Source organism: Rhizobium sp. Root1334 (assembly GCF_001426665.1).
Lineage (GTDB): Bacteria > Pseudomonadota > Alphaproteobacteria > Rhizobiales > Rhizobiaceae > Pararhizobium.
This window is the reverse complement of the sequence record NZ_LMEY01000012.1, coordinates 107,672-126,869: the sequence shown is the minus strand read 5'-3', so window position 1 is coordinate 126,869 and position 19,198 is coordinate 107,672. Positions and strand designations below refer to the sequence as shown.

The 19,198-nt window shown below is 60.5% G+C and carries 15 protein-coding genes; 7 read left to right on the top strand and 8 right to left on the bottom strand.

The window, feature by feature from the left end; all coding sequences use genetic code 11:
* Positions 1–42: 42 nt before the first annotated feature.
* Positions 43–1,101: a flagellar biosynthetic protein FliO gene (locus ASD36_RS14650; RefSeq protein WP_060505548.1), complete on the top strand. Its 1,059-nt coding sequence runs from the start codon at positions 43–45 to the stop codon at positions 1,099–1,101.
* Between the two features lie 103 nt (positions 1,102–1,204).
* Here ASD36_RS14650 and dksA read toward each other — a convergent pair whose 3' ends face one another.
* Positions 1,205–1,624, bottom strand: coding sequence for an RNA polymerase-binding protein DksA (gene dksA, locus ASD36_RS14645; RefSeq protein WP_037096519.1), 420 nt, complete (start codon positions 1,622–1,624; stop codon positions 1,205–1,207).
* A gap of 484 nt (positions 1,625–2,108) precedes the next feature.
* Between dksA and ASD36_RS14640 the strand changes: the two genes are divergently transcribed.
* The 3 genes from ASD36_RS14640 (at position 2,109) to ASD36_RS14630 (ending at position 5,303) form a co-directional block, all read left to right on the top strand.
* Positions 2,109–2,639, top strand: coding sequence for a histidine phosphatase family protein (locus ASD36_RS14640; protein ID WP_060505648.1), 531 nt, complete (start codon positions 2,109–2,111; stop codon positions 2,637–2,639).
* Positions 2,640–2,754: 115 nt separating this feature from the next.
* Positions 2,755–4,230, top strand: coding sequence for a YcjX family protein (locus tag ASD36_RS14635; protein WP_060505549.1), 1,476 nt, complete (start codon positions 2,755–2,757; stop codon positions 4,228–4,230).
* Positions 4,227–5,303, top strand: a complete 1,077-nt coding sequence (locus ASD36_RS14630) for a TIGR01620 family protein (RefSeq protein WP_060505550.1) — start codon at positions 4,227–4,229, stop codon at positions 5,301–5,303. The genes ASD36_RS14635 and ASD36_RS14630 overlap by 4 nt, the downstream gene beginning before the upstream one ends.
* Positions 5,304–5,331: 28 nt before the next feature.
* Here the strand turns inward: ASD36_RS14630 and ASD36_RS14625 are convergent, their stop codons facing one another.
* Positions 5,332–6,123, bottom strand: a complete 792-nt coding sequence (locus ASD36_RS14625; RefSeq protein ID WP_060505551.1) for a molybdopterin-binding protein — start codon at positions 6,121–6,123, stop codon at positions 5,332–5,334.
* Positions 6,120–6,980, bottom strand: coding sequence for a cytochrome b/b6 domain-containing protein (locus tag ASD36_RS14620; RefSeq protein WP_112834667.1), 861 nt, complete (start codon positions 6,978–6,980; stop codon positions 6,120–6,122). Before ASD36_RS14620 ends, ASD36_RS14625 begins: the two co-directional genes overlap by 4 nt.
* Before the next feature lie 261 nt (positions 6,981–7,241).
* On the opposite strand from ASD36_RS14620, the gene ASD36_RS14615 reads away from it, so the two are divergent.
* The gene (locus ASD36_RS14615; RefSeq protein ID WP_060505552.1) at positions 7,242–7,790 is read left to right on the top strand and encodes a hypothetical protein; all 549 of its coding nucleotides are present in this window, start codon (positions 7,242–7,244) and stop codon (positions 7,788–7,790) included.
* A gap of 52 nt (positions 7,791–7,842) precedes the next feature.
* On the opposite strand, the gene folK is transcribed toward ASD36_RS14615, so the two are convergent.
* The 3 genes from folK to folP are packed head-to-tail and all read right to left on the bottom strand — an operon-like array spanning position 7,843 to position 9,618.
* Positions 7,843–8,370: a 2-amino-4-hydroxy-6-hydroxymethyldihydropteridine diphosphokinase gene (gene folK / locus ASD36_RS14610; RefSeq protein ID WP_060505553.1), complete on the bottom strand. Its 528-nt coding sequence runs from the start codon at positions 8,368–8,370 to the stop codon at positions 7,843–7,845.
* 1 nt (position 8,371) lies between these two features.
* Positions 8,372–8,740 carry a dihydroneopterin aldolase gene (folB, locus tag ASD36_RS14605; protein WP_060505554.1) on the bottom strand — a complete coding sequence of 123 codons (369 nt, stop codon included), beginning with the start codon at positions 8,738–8,740 and terminating at the stop codon, positions 8,372–8,374.
* A complete protein-coding gene (folP, locus tag ASD36_RS14600; RefSeq protein WP_060505555.1) occupies positions 8,737–9,618 on the bottom strand; it encodes a dihydropteroate synthase in 882 nt (293 codons plus the stop codon). The genes folB and folP overlap by 4 nt, the downstream gene beginning before the upstream one ends.
* 207 nt (positions 9,619–9,825) lie before the next feature.
* On the opposite strand from folP, the gene ASD36_RS14595 reads away from it, so the two are divergent.
* The gene (locus ASD36_RS14595) at positions 9,826–10,449 is read left to right on the top strand and encodes a DUF922 domain-containing protein (protein ID WP_060505556.1); all 624 of its coding nucleotides are present in this window, start codon (positions 9,826–9,828) and stop codon (positions 10,447–10,449) included.
* A 420-nt stretch (positions 10,450–10,869) separates the two neighbouring features.
* On the opposite strand, the gene ASD36_RS14590 is transcribed toward ASD36_RS14595, so the two are convergent.
* Together ASD36_RS14590 and ASD36_RS14585 are read right to left on the bottom strand one after the other, a co-directional pair.
* Positions 10,870–11,190 carry a 2Fe-2S iron-sulfur cluster-binding protein gene (locus ASD36_RS14590; RefSeq protein WP_060505557.1) on the bottom strand — a complete coding sequence of 107 codons (321 nt, stop codon included), beginning with the start codon at positions 11,188–11,190 and terminating at the stop codon, positions 10,870–10,872.
* Positions 11,191–11,400: 210 nt separating this feature from the next.
* A complete protein-coding gene (locus ASD36_RS14585; protein WP_060505558.1) occupies positions 11,401–11,769 on the bottom strand; it encodes an Hpt domain-containing protein in 369 nt (122 codons plus the stop codon).
* Positions 11,770–12,432: 663 nt separating this feature from the next.
* Between ASD36_RS14585 and ASD36_RS14580 the strand changes: the two genes are divergently transcribed.
* Positions 12,433–19,134 carry a kinesin gene (locus tag ASD36_RS14580; RefSeq protein ID WP_060511012.1) on the top strand — a complete coding sequence of 2,234 codons (6,702 nt, stop codon included), beginning with the start codon at positions 12,433–12,435 and terminating at the stop codon, positions 19,132–19,134.
* Positions 19,135–19,198 lie beyond the last annotated feature (64 nt).

The following is a 19,198-nucleotide window of genomic DNA, read 5'->3' as shown; positions in this document are numbered from 1 at the left end:
TCAATTCGGCATAAGGCGCGGGTTTACGAAGGAGTACAGCATATGATCGAAGATATCGTTGGCAACAACGGTACCCGTTTCATTATTGCAGCGGGCGCTGTTGCTCTCGGCCTGCTTTGCCTGGTCGCCGTGCTGCGGTTCATGCGCAACAGACCCTCCTCGCCTTTCATCCGTGGCGGCAAGAACCGGCAGCCGCGGCTGGCGGTTCTCGATGCAGCGGCAATCGATACACGCAGACGGTTGGTGCTGGTGCGCCGCGATGATGTCGAGCACCTGATCATGATCGGCGGACCGACCGATGTGGTCATCGAAAGCCGCATTGCATCGACCGCCCAGCCACAGATGCAGGCTGCTATCGCACAGCCACCAGCCGATGCAGCCATTGCCGCACGCCCAGCGGCAGAGCGCTCACTCACCGAGCGCCCACCAGCAGAGCGTCCCGTCACGGAACGCCGCCTCGCCCCTACCCCGCAGGCCGAGGTCAAATCGGCACCGGTGTCAGCCATGGGCCAAGTTCTGTATGGTGAAAGCGCCGATGCTGCTACGCCACCGGCCAGAACCGTCCAGCCGGTGCAAACCCGAACCGATAGCATCGCGCCACGCCAGACTCCTCTTGATCGGGCCATTCCAGCCCAGGCTCAAATTCGCCCGCAACCCGTCGCGTCGAACACGCCGCCGCCTGTCGCAATCGAGACTGCCAGGTCTCCGGAGGATATCCTGGATGCTGCGCGTTCGCGGGTGCTGGCAGCCAATCAATCCGTCACCACAGAGCGGCCCTTGCCCCAGACGCCTGCCCTTGCAGTTACCCCTGCAACGCAAGTACAAGCCGTGCAAAGCCTGCCAGATACTCAAGCACAGAAGGACGCAAGCGCCCTCGAGTTTGAACGTATTCTCGATGCCCAGATCACCGGTGACCTTGGCAAGCTGACCGCCGACCCCGTCCGCGTCGATAGCGAAACGCGTGCGTACGCCGCTACGCCCAACCCGGCAATCCGTCAGGAACCACGCCTTGGCCCGGCGCAGGGCGGCCGCACAGAGCCTTCGCTTGAGGACGAGATGAACCGGATGCTGAACGAGATTGCCGCAAACCGCAAAAACTGAACCGACCTGCTGCAGGCATTCGGCTCAAGCACAAATGACAATGGCCACAAAGCAAAAACGGCGCGATCATCTCGCGCCGTTTTTATGTTTGTGACTGAAAAGATTACTCGTCGCGGTAGACTTTTTCCCGCCGCTCGTGACGCTCCTGAGCCTCGATCGACAAGGTTGCAATCGGCCTTGCGTCAAGACGCTTCAGCCCGATCGGTTCACCGGTTTCTTCGCAGTATCCGTACGTACCCTCATCAATTCTCTGAAGGGCCGCATCGATCTTGGAGATCAACTTGCGCTGCCGGTCCCGTGCGCGAAGCTCGATGGCCCGGTCGGTTTCCGATGATGCTCTGTCTGCAAGATCAGGGTGGTTTGCACTTTCCTCAGCCAGGTGTCCGAGTGTTTCCCGGGCCTCGCGGAGGATATCATTTTTCCAGGCGTTCAGCTTTGCTCTAAAATATGCACGCTGGTTGGTATTCATGAATTCCTCGGTCTCAGACAAGACAAAGGAACTAAGATCGATCTTCTCACTCAACGCGATTCTCCTGAAGAACATCTCATGTGCGGCGGTGTATAGACCCATGCACGCGCCGTTTCAAGTCTTTGAAAAACAGCCCACCGTTTTTTAAGCCTTGCTTACTTGACAGGCTAACAGGCTAATATTTCATCAAAATTACAGATTTGGGATTTTTCTCGAAATTGTCTTGCGCACGATGTTCAGCATCTGTGACCAAAACTGCAACTTGGGCGGAGCAAAGGTTCGGATCCGGCTTTTTTCGAGTTCTCCGCAGCACAACAAATAGGCAGAGTTTTCTCTTCCTCATTTGCGCCAGCCCCCTTCGCTGTACTCCCGCTCGAACCGATCAATCCAATCCTGGACGAGGCCCTTTTGGAAAACGGGGCGTCACGGCTTGATCTTTCGGCAGTCCCGGCGGACAAAACGCATACAAAGCCGAACCATCGATGCCGCTACCGGGATTGATGGTTCGGGTGGCGATGCCATTTCCAGGAAATTTACCATGCCCGCTGCGTCTGCCCCGGTTTTCCGTCTCCTCCTTCTCCGGCACGCCAAGGCCGCGTGGGCCCTCCCGGGCCAGAAGGATTTCGACAGGACGCTGGACGATGCGGGCTTTGCCGATGCCGAAGTCCTCGCAGACATGGCGGCAGATCAGGACCTAAGGCCAGATATTGTTCTTTGCTCAACCGCCGTGCGCTGCCGCCAGACGGCGGATGCTCTCCGGCGCGCAATGTCAGAAGACCTCGAGATCCGCTATATCGACGGGCTCTATGCCGGCGGAGCGAATGTCTATCGCGACATTATCAGCAGCCAGGCCCCGGCCCTTTCAGCGCTGATGGTGGTTGGGCATAATCCGGTGATCGAGGAGATCCTGAATGAGGTTCTCGGCGAAGAGGCCGCAACCAAAGCTGCCCCGGCCGGCTATCCTGCAGGTGCGCTTGCTGTCATCGACTTCGAGGTGCGCCCCTCCGATACCAGGCTACCGCTTGGGATATTAGCCGCATGGTTAGATCCGGACACTCATAGCCGGTGAACTCTGCGCACCACCCGCCTGTTGCAACCTTTATTCGACCACCCCGGCGCACTATATCGCAAACGACAGACATGGCAGGAAAGCCATATCGCACGTATATCCGAGGCCCGAAATCTTGCCGCCATTCATGACCCGCTTCACAGACGACGCAAAACTTGCGCTCGACACGTTGACCGACCGCGCATCGGGTTTTGTCAATCCAACCTTGCGCCTTGGCGTTACCGGTCTTTCCCGGGCGGGCAAGACCGTGTTCATCTCGTCGTTGGTCCACAATCTTTTGAATGGCGGCCGCTTGCCGGTCTTCGAAGCCGTCCGCTCCGGACGTGTCTCGAAAATCCGGCTGGAGCCGCAGCCGGATGATGCGGTGCCGCGCTTCCAGTACGAAGACCATATTGCAGCACTTGTTCGCGACCGGCTGTGGCCGGATTCGACACGGGCGATCTCGCAATTGCGCATCACGCTTGATTATGAGAGCGCCAGCGGCTGGAACCGGGTCTTTTCACCCGGCAGGCTGTCGATCGACATCGTCGACTATCCCGGCGAATGGCTGCTCGACCTCCCCTTGCTCACCCAGGATTTTCGCACATTCAGCCGACACACGGCAGATCGCGCCCGAACCGGTGTTCGCGCAGAACTGTCAGCGGCCTGGCTGTCGCTGGCCTCGTCGCTGGATGTGACCGCCGCCGCCTCCGAGACGGATGCGCGCGCACTCGCAGAAGTCTTCACCCGCTATCTCCAGGCCTGCAAGTCGGACGAACGTTCCCTATCTACCCTGCCACCCGGCCGGTTCCTGATGCCCGGCGATCTCGAAGGCTCACCAGCCTTGACCTTCTCGCCGCTACCATCCCTACCCGAAGGCCGTGCGCCAAAAGGCTCTCTCTGGGCGATGATGGAGCGGCGTTACGAGGCCTACAAGACCCATGTGGTCAAACCGTTCTTTCGCGAGCACTTCGCCAGGCTCGACCGGCAGATCGTGCTGATCGACGCCCTGCAGGCGATCAATCGCGGCCCGGAATCGCTGCAGGATCTGGAAAGCGCGCTGGCCGACGTTTTGGCGAGCTTCCAGCCCGGAACCAATTCCTTCCTGTCGTCCTTCCTCACAAAGCGGATCGACAAGGTGCTGATCGCCGCCACCAAGGCTGACCATCTGCACCATGAGAGCCACGACCGGCTCGAGCGGATCACCGAGCGCCTTGTCCGGCGCGCCGTCGAGCGCATCGGCATGAGTGGAGCAGGCCTTGAAGTCATGGCCATTGCCTCTGTCAGGGCGACCCGCGAGGCGACCGTCGAGCATGACGGGCACACGCTACCAGTCATCGTGGGTACACCGATCGCCGGCGAAAAAATCAATGGCGAAACCTTCGATGGAGAACGGAAAACAGCTATATTTACCGGTGACTTACCGAAGAATCCTGATGAGCTTTTTCAAGATCTTGAGGCAAAGCCGGAAGAAAGCCTGGTACCCGAGCTGAGCTTCGTCCGCTTCCGGCCACCGCATATCGAGGAGACCGGCGGCGGCCTGAAACTGTCCGTCCCGCACATCCGGCTCGACCGGGCCATGCAGTTCCTGTTCGGAGACCGGCTGGCATGAGCGACACACCCAAGTTTCCGCAGCGCAAGCCCGCTGTGTTCACGATCAGCAATGATCCCACCTCTGCCGAAAAGCAGGCTCCGACGAGACGTCCACCGGCCAGTTTCGACGACAAGATCGTCATGACGGCGGACGCGGATGATCCGTTCGCGGCGACGACGACCGCTTTGCCCGACACGCCGGAGGCGGCACCGCGCAAGCGCCGCTTCTCCTTTGCCAAGCTTGCGGTCGGCGCTGCAGGCGTTCTCGTATCGCTGGCCGTCGGCCTCTGGGTCGATAGCCTTATACGCGATCTCTTCACCCGGTCGGATTGGCTCGGTTATCTCGCCATCGCCGCTGCCGCCATCGGCTTGATCGCCTTCCTGGTTATCATCGCCCGCGAATTGTCGGGCCTGATGCGGCTGAATGCCGTACAGGCCCTGAAACAGGAAACAATCGATGCCAGCTTGTCTCAAACGGCAAAACCGGCGCGGCAGGTCATGGCCCATCTCGTCCATCTGCTGGCCAGCAAGCCGCAGACGGCGCGGGGCCGGCTTCGGTTGAAGGAAACCGAAACGGAGATTATCGACGGTCCTCACCTGCTTGATCTGACCGAGCGCGAGCTGCTGACGCCGCTTGATCGCGAAGCCCGAGGCCTGATCCTCAATGCCTCCAAGCGCGTTTCGATCGTCACCGCCGTCAGCCCGCGCGCCCTCGTCGACCTCGGCTATGTGATTTATGAGTCGGCGCGGTTGATCCGGGCAATGGCCGACCTCTATGGCGGCCGGCCGGGTACACTGGGGCTGTTGCGGCTGATGCGCGACGTCATTGCTCATCTGGCGGTCACCGGATCGATTGCCGCCGGAGACAGCCTCATTCAACAAGTGCTTGGCCATGGCCTTGCCTCGAAACTATCGGCGCGGCTTGGTGAAGGCGTCATCAACGGCTTGATGACCGCGCGCATCGGCATTGCCGCGATGGACCTGTGCCGGCCGATGCCGTTCCGGGCGCTGAAACGCCCCGGCATCGGCGATTTCATCGGCGATCTGACGCCCGGATCATCCAGGACGAAGACACCGGAAGGCGACGGATAAAGCGTTCCCGTTTGACGATGAAGCACCTCTAGATGCCGCCATACCAGTCGTAACCCAAATCTTCCCAGAAGCCGCCCTTGCCGCCGCCGAACGGCGCCAGCGAAGATGCAAGCTCGATACCCTTGATGTATTTCGCCATCTTGTAGCCGAGTTGCCGTTCGACACGCACCCTCAGCGGCGCGCCGTTGGCAATCGCCAGCGGCTTATCGTTATTGCCATAGGCCAGAATTGTCTGCGGATGGCGCGCGTCGATGAGATCGATCGATTCGTAGTAAGGCACGGCGCCCTGCAGCCCGAGGTCCATCGTATCGTAGCAATGAAACACCACGAAACGCGCTTCCGGTTTCACCTGGACCTCATCGAGAATCTGGCGGAGCGGCACGCCGGTCCATTTGGCAATACAGCTCCATCCCTCGACACAGTCGTGGCGGGTGATCTGCGTACGCGCCGGCATATTGCGCAGTTCATCGAGGCTGAAGCTGAGCGGTTTTTCGACCAGCCCGCCGACTACCAGCCGGTAGTTGGAAAAACTCGTCTCCCTCAACGCAAGATAATCCGCATCAGTCGGGTCGGTGGAGCCGTTCGGCCGCTGGCCCTGACGGATTTCGCTGGCTGCAAACTCCGGCACCAGCGTGTCGGCGCCAATCAGCGCGCGGTGGGCGCGGTAGGTCAGCCCGTTTGCCGACGCAAGGAACTCGCGCACCGGGCTTTGACCTGAGAGAAAGCTGTCAAAGGCATCGCAGCCAGAAAGCGGAACGGTAGACGCGGCGACGCCTGCAAGGGTCAGGAACTTTCGGCGGTTGATGATAAACCGGGTCATGCCGAATGCTCCTCGTTTTTCTTGTCTGCGCGATACCAGCCGGTAATGATCGAGCGCATTTCATTCAGCGGTCCTGCCGCGATCACCATAAGGATATGAATGACGAAGAAAGCCACCAGCGCTGCCATGCAGAGGAAATGGATGGTCCGCGCCGTCTGGCGGCCGCCAAAAATATCAAGCAGCCACGGCCACGCCGCATTCATACCCGGAGACATTGTCAGACCGGTCGCAATGATCAGCGGAAAGATCACCAGCAACACGCCAGCATAGGCCAATTTCTGCAGCCCGTTGTAACGGCCGTCATGATGGAACCGGAAGCGCAGATGATCAACGATGCTACGCGGCAAAGACCTGATATCGGCGACGGAGGGAAGAATATCGCGCGTCAGATGCCCACTGATCAGGCTGCTAGCGAACCAGACAAGGAAGGCGGCGGAGAAGAGCCAGGCAAAGAAGAAGTGTATGACGCGGCCAGTCGCCAGATCCTGGTAGGAAGGCAGCGTCGCCCATGCGGGAAAACCGCGATAGGATGGGTTACCGGCCGGGCCGCTCATGCCGAACACGCCGGTCGTATCGAAACTGTGACCAAGAACTGTCGTGTACCCCCCAACCGTCCCGTCGGCGGCTTGCATTGCACGCATTGAGAGGACGCTGTTTTCGAATTCGAAGCCGGATTGATTGCCGATATAGAGTTGAGGATGGGCGTTGAAGATCTGCAACCCACTCAACAACAAAAAGAAAAGCGTAATCGCCCAGATCCAGTGGGTTATGCGCGTGGCGATGCGGTGGCGGTATATGATGGTTTTTTCGTCATTCTGCGGCGCGGGGCGCGACTCGATATCGTCCATGATGGTCATCCCGAACCTCCCTTTATATGCGCAACTACGTAACAAACAGCGCAGCGGTTTCAAAAGCACATCCGGTCACCGCTGCACACGTCATGGTGATCCCGCGTGAAAAATCAGCATTTCCAATGGTTTCAACTGCGTGGAAACATCCTGACAAAACATTCCGCGGGCTCTTTTCACCATCATCCAGCAGACCGACGCAACGCTCCATTAACCATTTAAGTGCAAATGTAGCCTCACATTCCTGACATCGACCTTCAAGGATCGTTCATGTTTTCGCGCCCTTCTTTGATCGCTCGCGGCGTTGCCGCAGCCTCACTCGCAGCCCTGACCTGCGCAGCGTCGCCCGCTTTTTCGGGCGATGACAAGGCGTTTTTCGAACAGGTTTCCGGTCAATGGAAAGGCCCTGGCGAAATCGTCGCCGGTAAGTACAAGGGGACGAAATTCACCTGCGACCTGATCGGCGAACCGGCGGAAGGCGCGTCCGCAGGCATCAAACTCGATGGTACCTGCCGCGTCGGCGTTTTCAAGCAGCCGATGACAGCTTTGATCACTCAGAAAGGCAAGACCTATACCGGCAAGTTCCTCGACGGCGCTAATGGCAAGGGGTTGGATATTGTCTCGGGCAACGTCGCCAAGGACAAGGTCGTCGTCGGCATCAATCGCAAGAAGCTGAACGGCGCGATGATCGCCCGGCTGCAGGATCCGTCCACCCTCAACATCACCATCTCGGTCAAGGTCGAAGACACGATGGTTCCGTTGATCGGCGTCAGCCTTAACCGCCAGGTCGACAACATGGCTGTCGGCTCGATCGAGTAAAACTTACCTGTAAAACACCTTCAGAGAGCCGGCTTGTCCGGCTCTTTTGCGTTCACGGTGACGCCGCTGCCGAAATTTGTCGCCACCAGTCGCTGCGTGGATCAGCAATTTCGATGCCCACCACATCGGCATCCGCCAGCCACTCCGCAACGGTGCGGCCGGCAATGGCCAGATCCGGCGCGAAATCCGCAAGCGGCTTCAGGACAAATCCACGCCCGGTCATCCGCGGATGCGGTATTTCCAGCGTCTGCGAATGTTGGGTGCGGCCGTCATAGGTCAGCACGTCGATATCGATCGTCCGCGGCCCCCAGCGCTCCAGCCGCTCCCGCTTCATCTGGCGCTCGATCGACAGGCAGGCATCGAGCAGATCCTCCGGAGACAGCGTGGTCCTCACCGCAGCACAGGCATTGAAGAACCAGTCCTGATCGATTTTTCCCCAGGGCGGCGTTCGATAGAGTTTGGATACATGCGCCACCGCGCAATCGGCCCGCGTGTCCAGAAGGACGAGCGCGCGCGCCATCGACACGGCCGGGTCGCCGATATTACCACCGAGGCCAAGCGTCGCCAGATGCCCGTCCATATCAGGCAAAATGCTCAACCGTGACTTCGACATAGTCGAGCACACCGGGAACCGGCGCATTCGGCTTACGGATCGATATCTTTGCCCGGCGGACTTGCGGGAAAACCGAACAGAGCGTGGTCGCCACTTCCAGTGCCAAAGCCTCGATCAGGTAGCGCCGACGGCCAGTAATGATCTTCTCGATCTCGGTGAAGGCAATGCCGTAATGCACTGTATCATCGATAGAATCTTCAATCAGCGCTGTCCCCTGCTCGACATCCAGCTCCGCATCGACGAAAAAACGCTGCCCGAGGAATTCCTCCTCGTCATGGACGCCGTGGCGCGCAAAGAAGGCGCAGTTCTTCAGGGTGATCGTGTAGATCGGTTTCATAGTCGATTTTCCTTCCCAGGCCGTCCCGTCATGTTTCTTTTTGCGGCCAGCATAGCATCAGCCACCAGAAGCGCATCCCTGTTGATTGCGACATCGTGTACCCGGAAAACCGCAGCGCCTGCTATTCTCAGCAGCGCCGTTGTTGCGGCGGTAGCAGCATCCCGCTCCGGCGCTTCCCGGCCAGTAATGGCCCCGAGAAAGCGCTTTCGCGAGGTGCCCGCCAAAAGCGGCAGACCGAAACCCGACAACTCGTCAAACCGCGCCATTAATGCAACATTCTCGTTTGTATCCTTGGCGAATCCAAAGCCCGGATCGAGCACGATCCGCTGACGGTCGACACCGGCTGCTGCCGCGATCTCCAGCGACCGTTCAAGAAAATGATACTGATCGGCGACCACATCAGTGAGCTTCTCGCGGTCGCGGCCCGTGTGCATGATGCACAGGCCCGCGCCGGTCGCCGCCGCAACATTGGCAAGGTCAGGCTCACGCTGCAGCCCGTGGACATCGTTGATGATATGGGCGCCTGCCGCAATCGCGAGGCTGGCCGTCTCGGCGCGGTATGTATCCACGGAAATGATCACGTCAGTCCGGCTGGCAAGAGCGGCGATCACGGGCAGCACACGGTCCTGCTCCTGCGCAGCCGTCACCACGGCGGCGCCAGGACGGGTTGATTCACCGCCAATATCGAGGATTTCGGCGCCGTTTTCGATGCAATGCAGCGCCTGCGATACCGCTGCCTCTGTTTCGCTATAGCTGCCGCCGTCGGAAAACGAATCCGGAGTCACGTTGATAATCGCCATCAATCGCCCTTTCGGACCGAGCGTCAATGAACGGCCATGCGCCAACACCCATTCGAATGGCTGGAAAGGATCGGTCATGACTGTTTCATTCCCTTTCTTGCACACGGCTTGCAGATCGGCGAGCATTTGGCAGCACCAGAGGTGCAAACAGAATTGTCTAACCGCAAATACCCGAAATACATTGGCTTTTCCGGTTTACCGGGGGCTGTTGCCTATTTGCTGTTGCGCTCCGGCTGGCTATGCCCCAAGCTCTTGAGAAGTTCAACTGCCGAGACCTGTAAACATATGCCAACTGGCCGCATTTCATTCGCCGCGCTTCTGATAGCAAGCGTCGTGGCGAGTTCCTCTTCGATAGCCCATGCCGAAACCGTAGTGAACAAGAGCATCACGTATTTCTCGATCGGTGGCCGCACGGCGGAGGAGCTGGACAAGGCCCTGTCGGAAAACGGACCGATGATGAAGAGCAGCGGTTCACGCCATCCTGGCGCCACCAAGATCAAGTTTGGCGGTACGGTGACCTATGTGAAGCACGGCAATCGCTGCGCAGTCGGCAGTGCAAAAGTCACACTCAGCACAAGGTTGATCCTGCCCCGCTGGAAAAATCGTAACAAGGCAAACCGCGACCTCGCCCTCGTCTGGGATACGCTGTCGAGTGACATCAAGCGCCACGAGGAGCGCCATGCCGAAATTGCCCGCAATCATGCCCGCAAGCTGGAAAAGGACTTCCTGTCGCTGAGACCGGAGGCTGATTGCGAGCGCATGCAAGCCCGTGTTGCACGGCTGAGCGAAAGCGCGATCCAGGATCATGACCGCGATCAGGCACGCTTCGACAGGATGGAAGCCGCCAATTTCGACCGCCGGATGATCCGTTTGCTGCAGTACCGGCTTGATACACTGAAAAAGCAGTAAACGCGGCCCCTGCCGCCGAATCGCTGCCTCAAACAGTCCGAATTGAGAAACCACGCAGCTTGCGCGTCAACAGTATATCATTGGTGATTTCTAGCGATACAACAACGTGGAAAGTTGATGTACAGTGAAAGCATAGAGTGAAGAGCAGAAAAACAAGCTGACCTCACTCCGCTCCGGATTACTGAATGCGCCACCGCGTGGACTGCGCCAAACCGGAAGTATTGTCTTGTGCTTGACTGTCCCGTTCCGGATTGATGTTCGACCGGCCGGAGCCATCAGGCAAGTTGTGTTCTCCTGGCGTATCTTGATGCAGCAGATGTTCCCTCCCTCATCTGCATGCGATGCGCCCTCCTGGCCCCGCAGGTCGATCGCGACAAGCGGGGCTTTTTTTGGTCATCACAACCGGAATTCGCCAGAAACTCAGGCCTGACGCTCGGGAACATGAATGACGAGCCCGTCCAGGCCGTCGCTCATCTTGATCTGACAGGACAACCGCGAGGTCGGCTTCACGTCATAGGCGAAATCGAGCATGTCCTCTTCCATCGCTTCCGGCGCACCCACCCTCGCCGACCATTCATCATCCACATAGACATGACAGGTAGCACAGGCACAGGCGCCGCCGCATTCGGCTTCGATGCCGGGCACCGAGTTGCGTACGGCGTTCTCCATGACGGTGGAGCCGGCCTGAACCTCAAGATCGTGGCGCGTGCCGTCAAAGGCGATGATACTCAGTTTTGGCATTGTTTCTTCCGGATGCTTGGCGTTGTTTCGGCTAGCCGCAGGAAAAACAGCGCCGCCCCGAAACTGGAGCGGCGTTGAAACGCGGCGAATTCATCCGATTTCTTCCAACAAATCCCTTCGCCAGTCAACTCGAAGGGGTTCGGGCCTGGAGCAGCAGCACCCGTGGCCCTTTGTCGCTGCGGCATTTGCCGGAGCGGCCATTGCCATGAACTACCGGCAGAGTTTGAGGATAAACAGCTCGGCCTCAAGCACGGCCGCGCCGAGGGCGGCGAGATTGCCGGCATCCTGCGGCGCCGCTTCAACCGCGGCGGCGGTCTCGGCCACACCGAAAGCGCCAACGGCCAGCGCCGCTCCACGCAGCCGGTGGGCAGTCGCCAGCCTGGCGTCGGCGCTGTCGGACGAAAGGTCCTTCATCAACTGCCGGGTCTGGCGGGCAAACATTTGCAGCACTTCGATTTCGAGAAGCTTGTCACCCATCGTCTGCGTCGCCAGATGCACGAGATCGATGGGCCTCGACGTGGAAGGGCAAGCGCCCCCGAAATTGTCAGGTGCTTCGAATGCGATCTTGAGAGCCGCCATGTGCCAATGTCCTTGTTGTGTTTTTTTCTGACGCACCGGCTCGCAACCGGTCGTCCCGTTTTTACCCGGTTCGCTCTTCCATGACGTCCCGGATTGCCCGGATTTGTCTGGAAGTGCCTGACCCGTCTACCTATTATGTGGCTTCAAGATGGCGCGCACCGTATGGTCACCCGCCCTGCAAAGCCGCCATTTGCATTACCTCTGAAGCTGATTAAGCCGGAGCGTCGCTGCTATCTGATTAAAACGCGGCGCAATGCGGGCAGCTTTCGCTTGTCATAGTTAACGGCCATTAAACCGCCTGATTACAAGGGTTTTTGGCCAAAACGCCTCCAATTTTCATTAAGAACTTGTTAGGATTTTAACGAATGCCGGAGGGGCTTAATTGTAAGAAACCGGTGAATGTGTCACTACGGTACGTTGAGGGATATGTTTACATCTCCGGGTGTAATCGGGTCCTGGCGGAAAGCTGTATTGAATGAAGTACCTACGGGTCTCAATGCGTTGTCCGCCGGTGCGTGTTTGAAATGGGTGCATGTCAGGGTTCTGCGTAAATGTGATGCGCGTATCCTCATGTCACCGTCCGAGTTTCGGAGGTGTTCCCAATGCAGGCGGTGTTGCGGCGGATCCTTCCGAAAGGACAGTTTGGTAACGAGGCGTATCCGCATGGCGACAAATAAAAGCAATGAGTCGATCGACGACAAGGCATTTCAGGCGTTGGAAGACGCTCTGAAAATCGATTTTGACGAGCTTAAGTCTGCCCTCAACGACAAGACTTCGCTGGATCATCCAGAGGAGAAAGTGTCGGAGCCGGCCAAACAGTCACCTGCACTCAGCCAGGCGAAGACGCAAAAAGCCCAGCAGGAACAGGCAGCCAAGGCTGCCCGCGCTGCCGAAACCCAAAGAAACCTGTCTCCGGAGCCAGCCCCCAAGGCACCCTCTTTTGCGCCAGCAAACGACGATGGCCGCAAGACTCCGGCCGCGATCCTGCGATCGCTGGACGTCCGCTCCAGCCGCTCGGCGATGCGCATCGCTGCAGCAGTCTCCGCCCTGTGGATCATCGGTGGCCTTGGTGTCGCCAATCTTCTCTACGGCCCGGAAATCTGGCAAATCCGCTCGCTTACCGACCTGTCGGCCATGCCGGGTGCCATCGGTGTAGCGATCTTCATCATCCTGCCGGTGATGCTGTTTTTCTCCTTTGCCATCATGATTTCGCGCGCCCAGGAATTGCGCAGCGCCGCCCGCTCCATGGCCGAAGTCGCCTTGCGCCTGGCCGAGCCGGAAACCGCAGCCTCCGAACGCATCATGACGGTCGGCCAGGCCGTCCGCCGCGAAGTTTCGGCAATGAACGAAGGTATCGAGCGGACGATCGCCCGTGCCACCGAACTGGAAACCCTGGTTCATTCCGAAGTCAACGCGTTGGAGCGCAGCTATAGCGACAACGAACTGCGCGTCCGCACGCTGGTTCAGGAGCTCGGCCTCGAGCGCGAATCCATCGTCGGCCATGCCGAACGCATCCGTTCATCGATTTCCGGCGCCCATACCCAGCTCAAGGACGAACTGGCACTTGCCGGTGACGATATTTCCAACCGCATCGCCACGTCCGGCGAGGCATTTGCATCGATGATCGAGACCCGTGCCGCAGCCCTGATGGAGCGCTCAAACAGCGCCACCCAGACGATCGGCGCCATGCTGTCGACCCGCACCGATGCCCTGCTCTCGGGCCTGACGACCGCTGGCGTTTCGCTCAGCAACGAATTCGATACCCGTCTCGACAATCTGAGCCAGACGCTCGCAAAGCGCGGCCAGCAACTGCTCGGTCAGTTCGAGACCCGCGCCTCCTCGCTCGACGCCAATACCGAAAAGCTGAACGCAGCCCTCAACGAACGCGCCCGCCAGCTGAACGAGACGCTGATCGCCCGCACGCGTGATCTCAACGAGAGCCTGAACATTGGCCAGCAAGCCATCACTGGCGGCCTCGACGACATTCTCCACACGCTGAACGCGACGCTGGACGAAAAGGGCGCAAGCTTCCGCCAGAGCCTGAAATCCAGCGCCGACGACATGATCATGGATATCGATCTGCGCACCGGATTCTTCGACGAGAAGCTGCAGACGACCGTCGGTCATCTGGCAACCGCCTTCGACAGCCGGTTCCACGAGTTTGCCAATGCCTTCGACAAGCGTGCCGGCCTGCTCGATAGCAAGCTGATGGAAAGCCTCGCCCGCATCAACCAGTCGGTCAACGGCGGCGCGGATTCCATCGGCAGCATTCTTGACGGCGGTATCGAGCGCTTTGAGTCTGCCCTGTCGGATCAGTCACTGACACTGGCGACGACCCTCGGCACGACGCAGGACTTCATCGAGCAGACTATCAGCGGCAAGACGGCTGAACTCAGCGATGCCATCGGCAACGCGCATGTCCGCATCGACAGCGTATTGCAGGAACGCTCCGGCAGCCTGATGGGCGCACTGACAGCGGCGCAGGACCGGCTTGAGAACGGCTTCGCCCACCGCGCGATCTCGCTTGAAACAGCCCTCACCGAAAGCCAGCAGCGGCTTGCCGAAACGCTTGACGCCCGGACCAGTGCGATTGCTGCAAGCAACCAGCAGCTTGCTCAAAACCTGGATACGCACACGACCGGCTTCATCGACGGCCTGCAGGCGATCCACGGCCGTATCGAGGAGACACTGACCAACCGCGCCGACGAAATCACCACGTCGATCGCCGCCAGCCAGTTGCGGCTCGACAACACACTGTCCGAGCGCACCGTCGAACTCTCGAGCCTGCTCGCCGCAAGCTCGGAATCCATCGACAGCGCCTTTGAAGGCACCGCAGAGCGGATCGATACCATCCTGTCTCAGCGTACAGGCGCCCTTGCAAACGTCCTGTCCTCTTCGACGGCAGCCATCGACGGCGCATTCGATGGCACGGCAGAACGGATCGACACCATCCTGTCACAGCGCACCGGCGCCCTCGCAGACGTCCTGACCTCCTCGACAGCGGCAATCGACGGCGCATTCGATGGCACGGCAGAACGGATCGACACCATCCTGTCACAGCGTACAGGCGCCCTTGCAAACGTATTGTCGTCGTCGACAACGGCGATCGACGGCGCATTCGATGGCACGGCAGAGCGGCTTGATACCATTTTGTCGCAGCGTACAGGTGCCCTCGCAGACGTCCTGTCTTCATCGACAACGGCCATCGACGGTGCATTTGATGGCACGGCAGAGCGACTTGATACGATCCTGTCTCACCGTACCGGCGCGCTTGCCAACGTTCTGACCTCCTCCGCTGGAGCAATCGAACAGGCCATCGGCGGCACCACCGAGCGCCTGGATAGCTTGATGTCCGAACATGGCCGTGCGCTTGGCGACACCCTCGCTACCCAGACGGCCAGCCTCGACACGCTTCTGTCCGAACGCTCGGCTGAAATCGCCGGCACGATGTCTGCGCGCGCGACCGAAATGACGGATACGCTCAGCAGCCATACAGAAGAAATTGCCGACAGCCTGTCCTACCGGGCCAGCGCCATTGCCGAAACGATGGCCGACCGGGTTGGGGATATCGAAAAACAGCTTTCCGGCCGTGTTGCCGAGATCGCCGAAAATCTGTCCGGCCGTGTCAGCGATATCGCAGGCACCATGACCAGCACATCTGCAGAGATTGCCAGCGCCCTTTCCGGCCATGCTTCCGAACTGGCGCTCGCCATGACCGGCAGGGCCGCCGATATCGAGCAGACACTTGCCGGCCGCGCCGACCAGCTGTCGACATCGCTTGCATCCACGCATGACCAGATCAGGGCAACGCTCGACGACCGGATCAACGCGATCAATGTCGCGGTTGCCCACGGAACCGACCAGCTTTCGGACGTGCTGGCCGAACAGTCGATGTCGATCGCCACGACGCTGGCCACCAGCGCCAGCATGCTGGAAATGACGCTGGACGAGCGCCAGGCGGAACTTGGTGGCACCATAGACAAGAGCGCGCTCGCGCTTGAACAGCGCATGCTTGCCAGCACCAGCCACGTTGCCACTCAGCTTGGCGAGACGGCAGATCAGATCAGCCGCGCCGCCGACACGCTGACGCACCGGATGGACACCTCGCTCACCAATATCAACAGCAGTGTTGACGAGACCGGCGCACGCATCGAAAGCAGCCTCGGCGTGCTGGAAAGCCGCATCCGCGAAAGCGTTGGCGGCGTCAGTGAATTTGTCGACAATGCCGGCCAGAGGATCGCCGATACCCTGTCGGCCAAGGTCTCCGAACTGGATCAGGTCAGCGACCGCGCAGCCGCGCGCATCGCCGACAGCCTTGCCGGCCGCACCGACGAAATTGAACGTATCGGCGGCGTTGCCGCAGCACGTATTGCCGAGACACTGTCTGCCCATACGGCTGAATTCGATCAGATCAGCACGGCAGCAGCTGCCATGATCACCGATAGCCTTGCAGGCCGGACAGAAGAGATCGACCGTGTCGGCAATGCAGCCGCAGCCCGCATCGCCTCGACCCTGTCTGACCATACGACAGAACTCGACCGCGTCAGCACCCTCGCCGCCGACCGGATCGCCGGCAGCCTGACCGGCCGTACAGAAGAGATCGACCGCATCAGTGGCGAAGCAGCAAATCGTATCACCGAGACGCTGACCACCCACACGGCCGAACTCGACCGCGTCACGGCAGCCGCCGCCACACGGATCGAAGCCAGCATCGAAGGCGGTACCGGCCGCATCGAAGAACGTCTCGGCACCATGGACCGCGCCCTTTCGATCGGTCTCGACAATGTCAGCCGCACGATCGAGGGCAAGGCCGCAGGCCTCGTCACCAACCTGCGCGGCGCCGTCGGCGAAGCAGCCCAGGGCATCGATGCGGAAGCGCAGCGCTCTGCCGAACTGCTGGCCAAGGCTGGTGAAGACTTCGCTCAGGCGATGGCTGCACGGCAGGCCGATTTCCAGACGGCCGTGGAACAGACGGCCGCGACCGCAGCCATGCGCAGCGCCGAGCTTGCCCGTTCCGTCGGCGAAGCATCCGATGGCGCAGCGGCCCGAATTGCTCAGACACAATCGCGCGTCGCCGAACAGGCATCGTCGCTGACCCAAAGCCTTACGGACGTCGAGAAGGCCCTGGAGGCCCGTGGCAATACGATCCGCACCACGCTCGACGACAGCACCCGCGAGCTCAACTCGATGCTGGCCGGCCGCTCCGCCGAACTGTCCCGCATCATCGACGAACAGGCCCGCCCGATCATCGATCAGTACGCCGCAACCGGCAAGGAAGCGGCCGATCGGATCAGCGAAGTAGCACAGCAGAGTGCTGACCGCCTGCGCGCCGAAAATGCCACGCTGCTCGACAGCCTGACCGCCCGCACCGGCGAAACGCTGAATGCGATCTCGACCCGCGCCGAGGAGACGGCCAAGGCGATGAAGATGGTTGAAAACCGTCTGCAATCGACGGCGATGGGCCTGATCGACCAGTTGTCGGCAAGCAACAGCTCGATTGCCGGTGTCATCGAGCAGGCCAGCGCCAATCTCGGCGCCATGGATGAGCAGCTGGAATCGACGACTACGCGGTTCTCGGAATCCGCCAACCGCGCCTCCGACATGCTGTCGACCTCGACCCGCCTTCTCGAAGGCAAGGTTGACAAGCTCGCCGACATCTCGGGCTCGACCCTGTCGCAGATCGGCGGCATCGTCGGCCGCTTTGAGGATCACTCCAAGGTTCTCGGCCAGGCATCCGACCTTCTCGCTGCCGCCCAGTCCAATCTGGTCAGCACGCTGGAAGAACGCCAGGATGCGCTGCGCACGCTCTCCATCGGCCTCGTCAGCCGCTCGGAAGAAATCGAAAAGACCATGCACGCGCTTGAAGGCTTCGTCGATGGCGCCTTCCAGCGCGCCGAAGACCGCTCGGCCCAGGTCGCAGGCAACCTGCGCTCGGGCATCCAGTCGTCCTTCAGCGATGTCGGCCGCATTCTGAGCGAAGCCGAACAGCGCGCCGCATCGGCAGCAGAAGCCATGCGCAATGCCGTCGTCAAGGCCGGCGACGAAGCCAGCATGTCGGTGGAATCGGTGTTCGTGCGGGCAGAAGAACGCTCCAACGAGATCGCCAGCAACCTGCGTGCCGGCGTCCAGTCGTCCTTCGCCAATGTCAGCAAGACGCTGTCGGAAGCCGAAGCCCGCGCCGCGTCGGCCAGCGAAGCCATGCGCGCCGCCGTTACCAAGGCTGGTGAAGACGCCAGCCTCTCCGTCGAAGGTGCCTTCGTCCGCGCCGAGGAACGCTCCAAGGAAGTGGCTTCGCGTCTGCGTGGCAGTGTCGGCGCCTCGCTGTCGGACATCGACCGCCTGATGACCGAAACCAGCAAGAAGTCCGACGGTACAGCCGAGCACATGGGTGCAGCCATCCGCCAGGCCGTCGAAGAAGCGGTCAGCCGCTTCAGCGGCGCCACCGACGAGATCCGCCGCTCGGCCCACGAGATCCGCAAGGAACTCGACATGACCCGCGAAGAACTGAAGCGCGGTGCCTTCGACCTGCCGGAAGAAGCCAAGGAAAATGCCTCGGTCATGCGCCGTGCGGTCGCCGAGCAGATCAAGGCCTTGCAGGAGCTTTCCGACATCATCGGCAAGTCTTCCGGCCAGCTCGAGATCGCCCAACCAGTCGTCCGTCAGCAGACAGCGGCGCAGCAGGCGGTTCAACAGGCCGTGGCGCCCGCCCCGGTCCGCGCCGTCACCCAGCAGCCTGCCGTCGAGCAACGCCGCCCGGAGCCTGCCCTTCGCGGTAGCCTCGGCATCGAGCAGCCGCGTCCCGCCGCCCAGCAGCCTGCCGTCCAGCAGCCGGTTGCCCGTCAGCCCGAGCCACAGGCGGCCACCCGTCAGCGGACCGAAGAAGGCAGCGGCTGGATGCGTGACCTGCTGCGCGGCGCCTCGCGCGAAGAGGAGCCTGCAACCGCAGCACCAGTCCAGCAGCGTGCCGCCGAAGCGCAGCCTGCAGCCGCAACCAGATCTGGCGACACCCGCAACCCGCGCCACGTGATGGAATCGCTGAATTCGCTGTCGGTCGACATCGCCCGCGCAATCGACCACGATGCCTCGGTCGATCTGTGGCGCCGCTACCAGCGCGGCGAGCGCGACGTGTTCACACGCCGCCTGTACACGCTGAAGGGCCAGCAGACCTTCGACGAGATCAAGCGCAAGTACGATCGCGAGCCGGAGTTCCGCACGGCAGTCGACCGCTACATCGCCGACTTCGAAAAGCTGCTCGGCGACGTCGCCCGCAATGACCGCGACAAGGTAATGACCCAGACCTACCTCACGTCGGATACCGGCAAGGTCTACACGATGCTGGCACACGCCGCCGGACGCTTCAGCTAAGCCCGGGTACCGGGCCGTAAAAGCCAAAATAAAAACGCCTTCAGGCTGATAACCTGAAGGCGTT

What these genes read in the sequence shown, in the direction of transcription:
- ASD36_RS14650 (WP_060505548.1), top strand. Translation starts at nt 43, where the DNA reads ATGATCGAAGATATCGTTGGCAACAACGGTACCCGTTTCATTATTGCA.
- ASD36_RS14640 (WP_060505648.1), top strand. Translation starts at nt 2,109, where the DNA reads ATGCCCGCTGCGTCTGCCCCGGTTTTCCGTCTCCTCCTTCTCCGGCAC.
- ASD36_RS14630 (WP_060505550.1), top strand. Translation starts at nt 4,227, where the DNA reads ATGAGCGACACACCCAAGTTTCCGCAGCGCAAGCCCGCTGTGTTCACG.
- ASD36_RS14625 (WP_060505551.1), bottom strand. Translation starts at nt 6,123, where the DNA reads ATGACCCGGTTTATCATCAACCGCCGAAAGTTCCTGACCCTTGCAGGC.
- ASD36_RS14620 (WP_112834667.1), bottom strand. Translation starts at nt 6,980, where the DNA reads ATGACCATCATGGACGATATCGAGTCGCGCCCCGCGCCGCAGAATGAC.
- ASD36_RS14615 (WP_060505552.1), top strand. Translation starts at nt 7,242, where the DNA reads ATGTTTTCGCGCCCTTCTTTGATCGCTCGCGGCGTTGCCGCAGCCTCA.
- folK (WP_060505553.1), bottom strand. Translation starts at nt 8,370, where the DNA reads ATGGACGGGCATCTGGCGACGCTTGGCCTCGGTGGTAATATCGGCGAC.
- folB (WP_060505554.1), bottom strand. Translation starts at nt 8,740, where the DNA reads ATGAAACCGATCTACACGATCACCCTGAAGAACTGCGCCTTCTTTGCG.
- folP (WP_060505555.1), bottom strand. Translation starts at nt 9,618, where the DNA reads ATGACCGATCCTTTCCAGCCATTCGAATGGGTGTTGGCGCATGGCCGT.
- ASD36_RS14595 (WP_060505556.1), top strand. Translation starts at nt 9,826, where the DNA reads ATGCCAACTGGCCGCATTTCATTCGCCGCGCTTCTGATAGCAAGCGTC.
- ASD36_RS14590 (WP_060505557.1), bottom strand. Translation starts at nt 11,190, where the DNA reads ATGCCAAAACTGAGTATCATCGCCTTTGACGGCACGCGCCACGATCTT.
- ASD36_RS14585 (WP_060505558.1), bottom strand. Translation starts at nt 11,769, where the DNA reads ATGGCGGCTCTCAAGATCGCATTCGAAGCACCTGACAATTTCGGGGGC.
- ASD36_RS14580 (WP_060511012.1), top strand. Translation starts at nt 12,433, where the DNA reads ATGGCGACAAATAAAAGCAATGAGTCGATCGACGACAAGGCATTTCAG.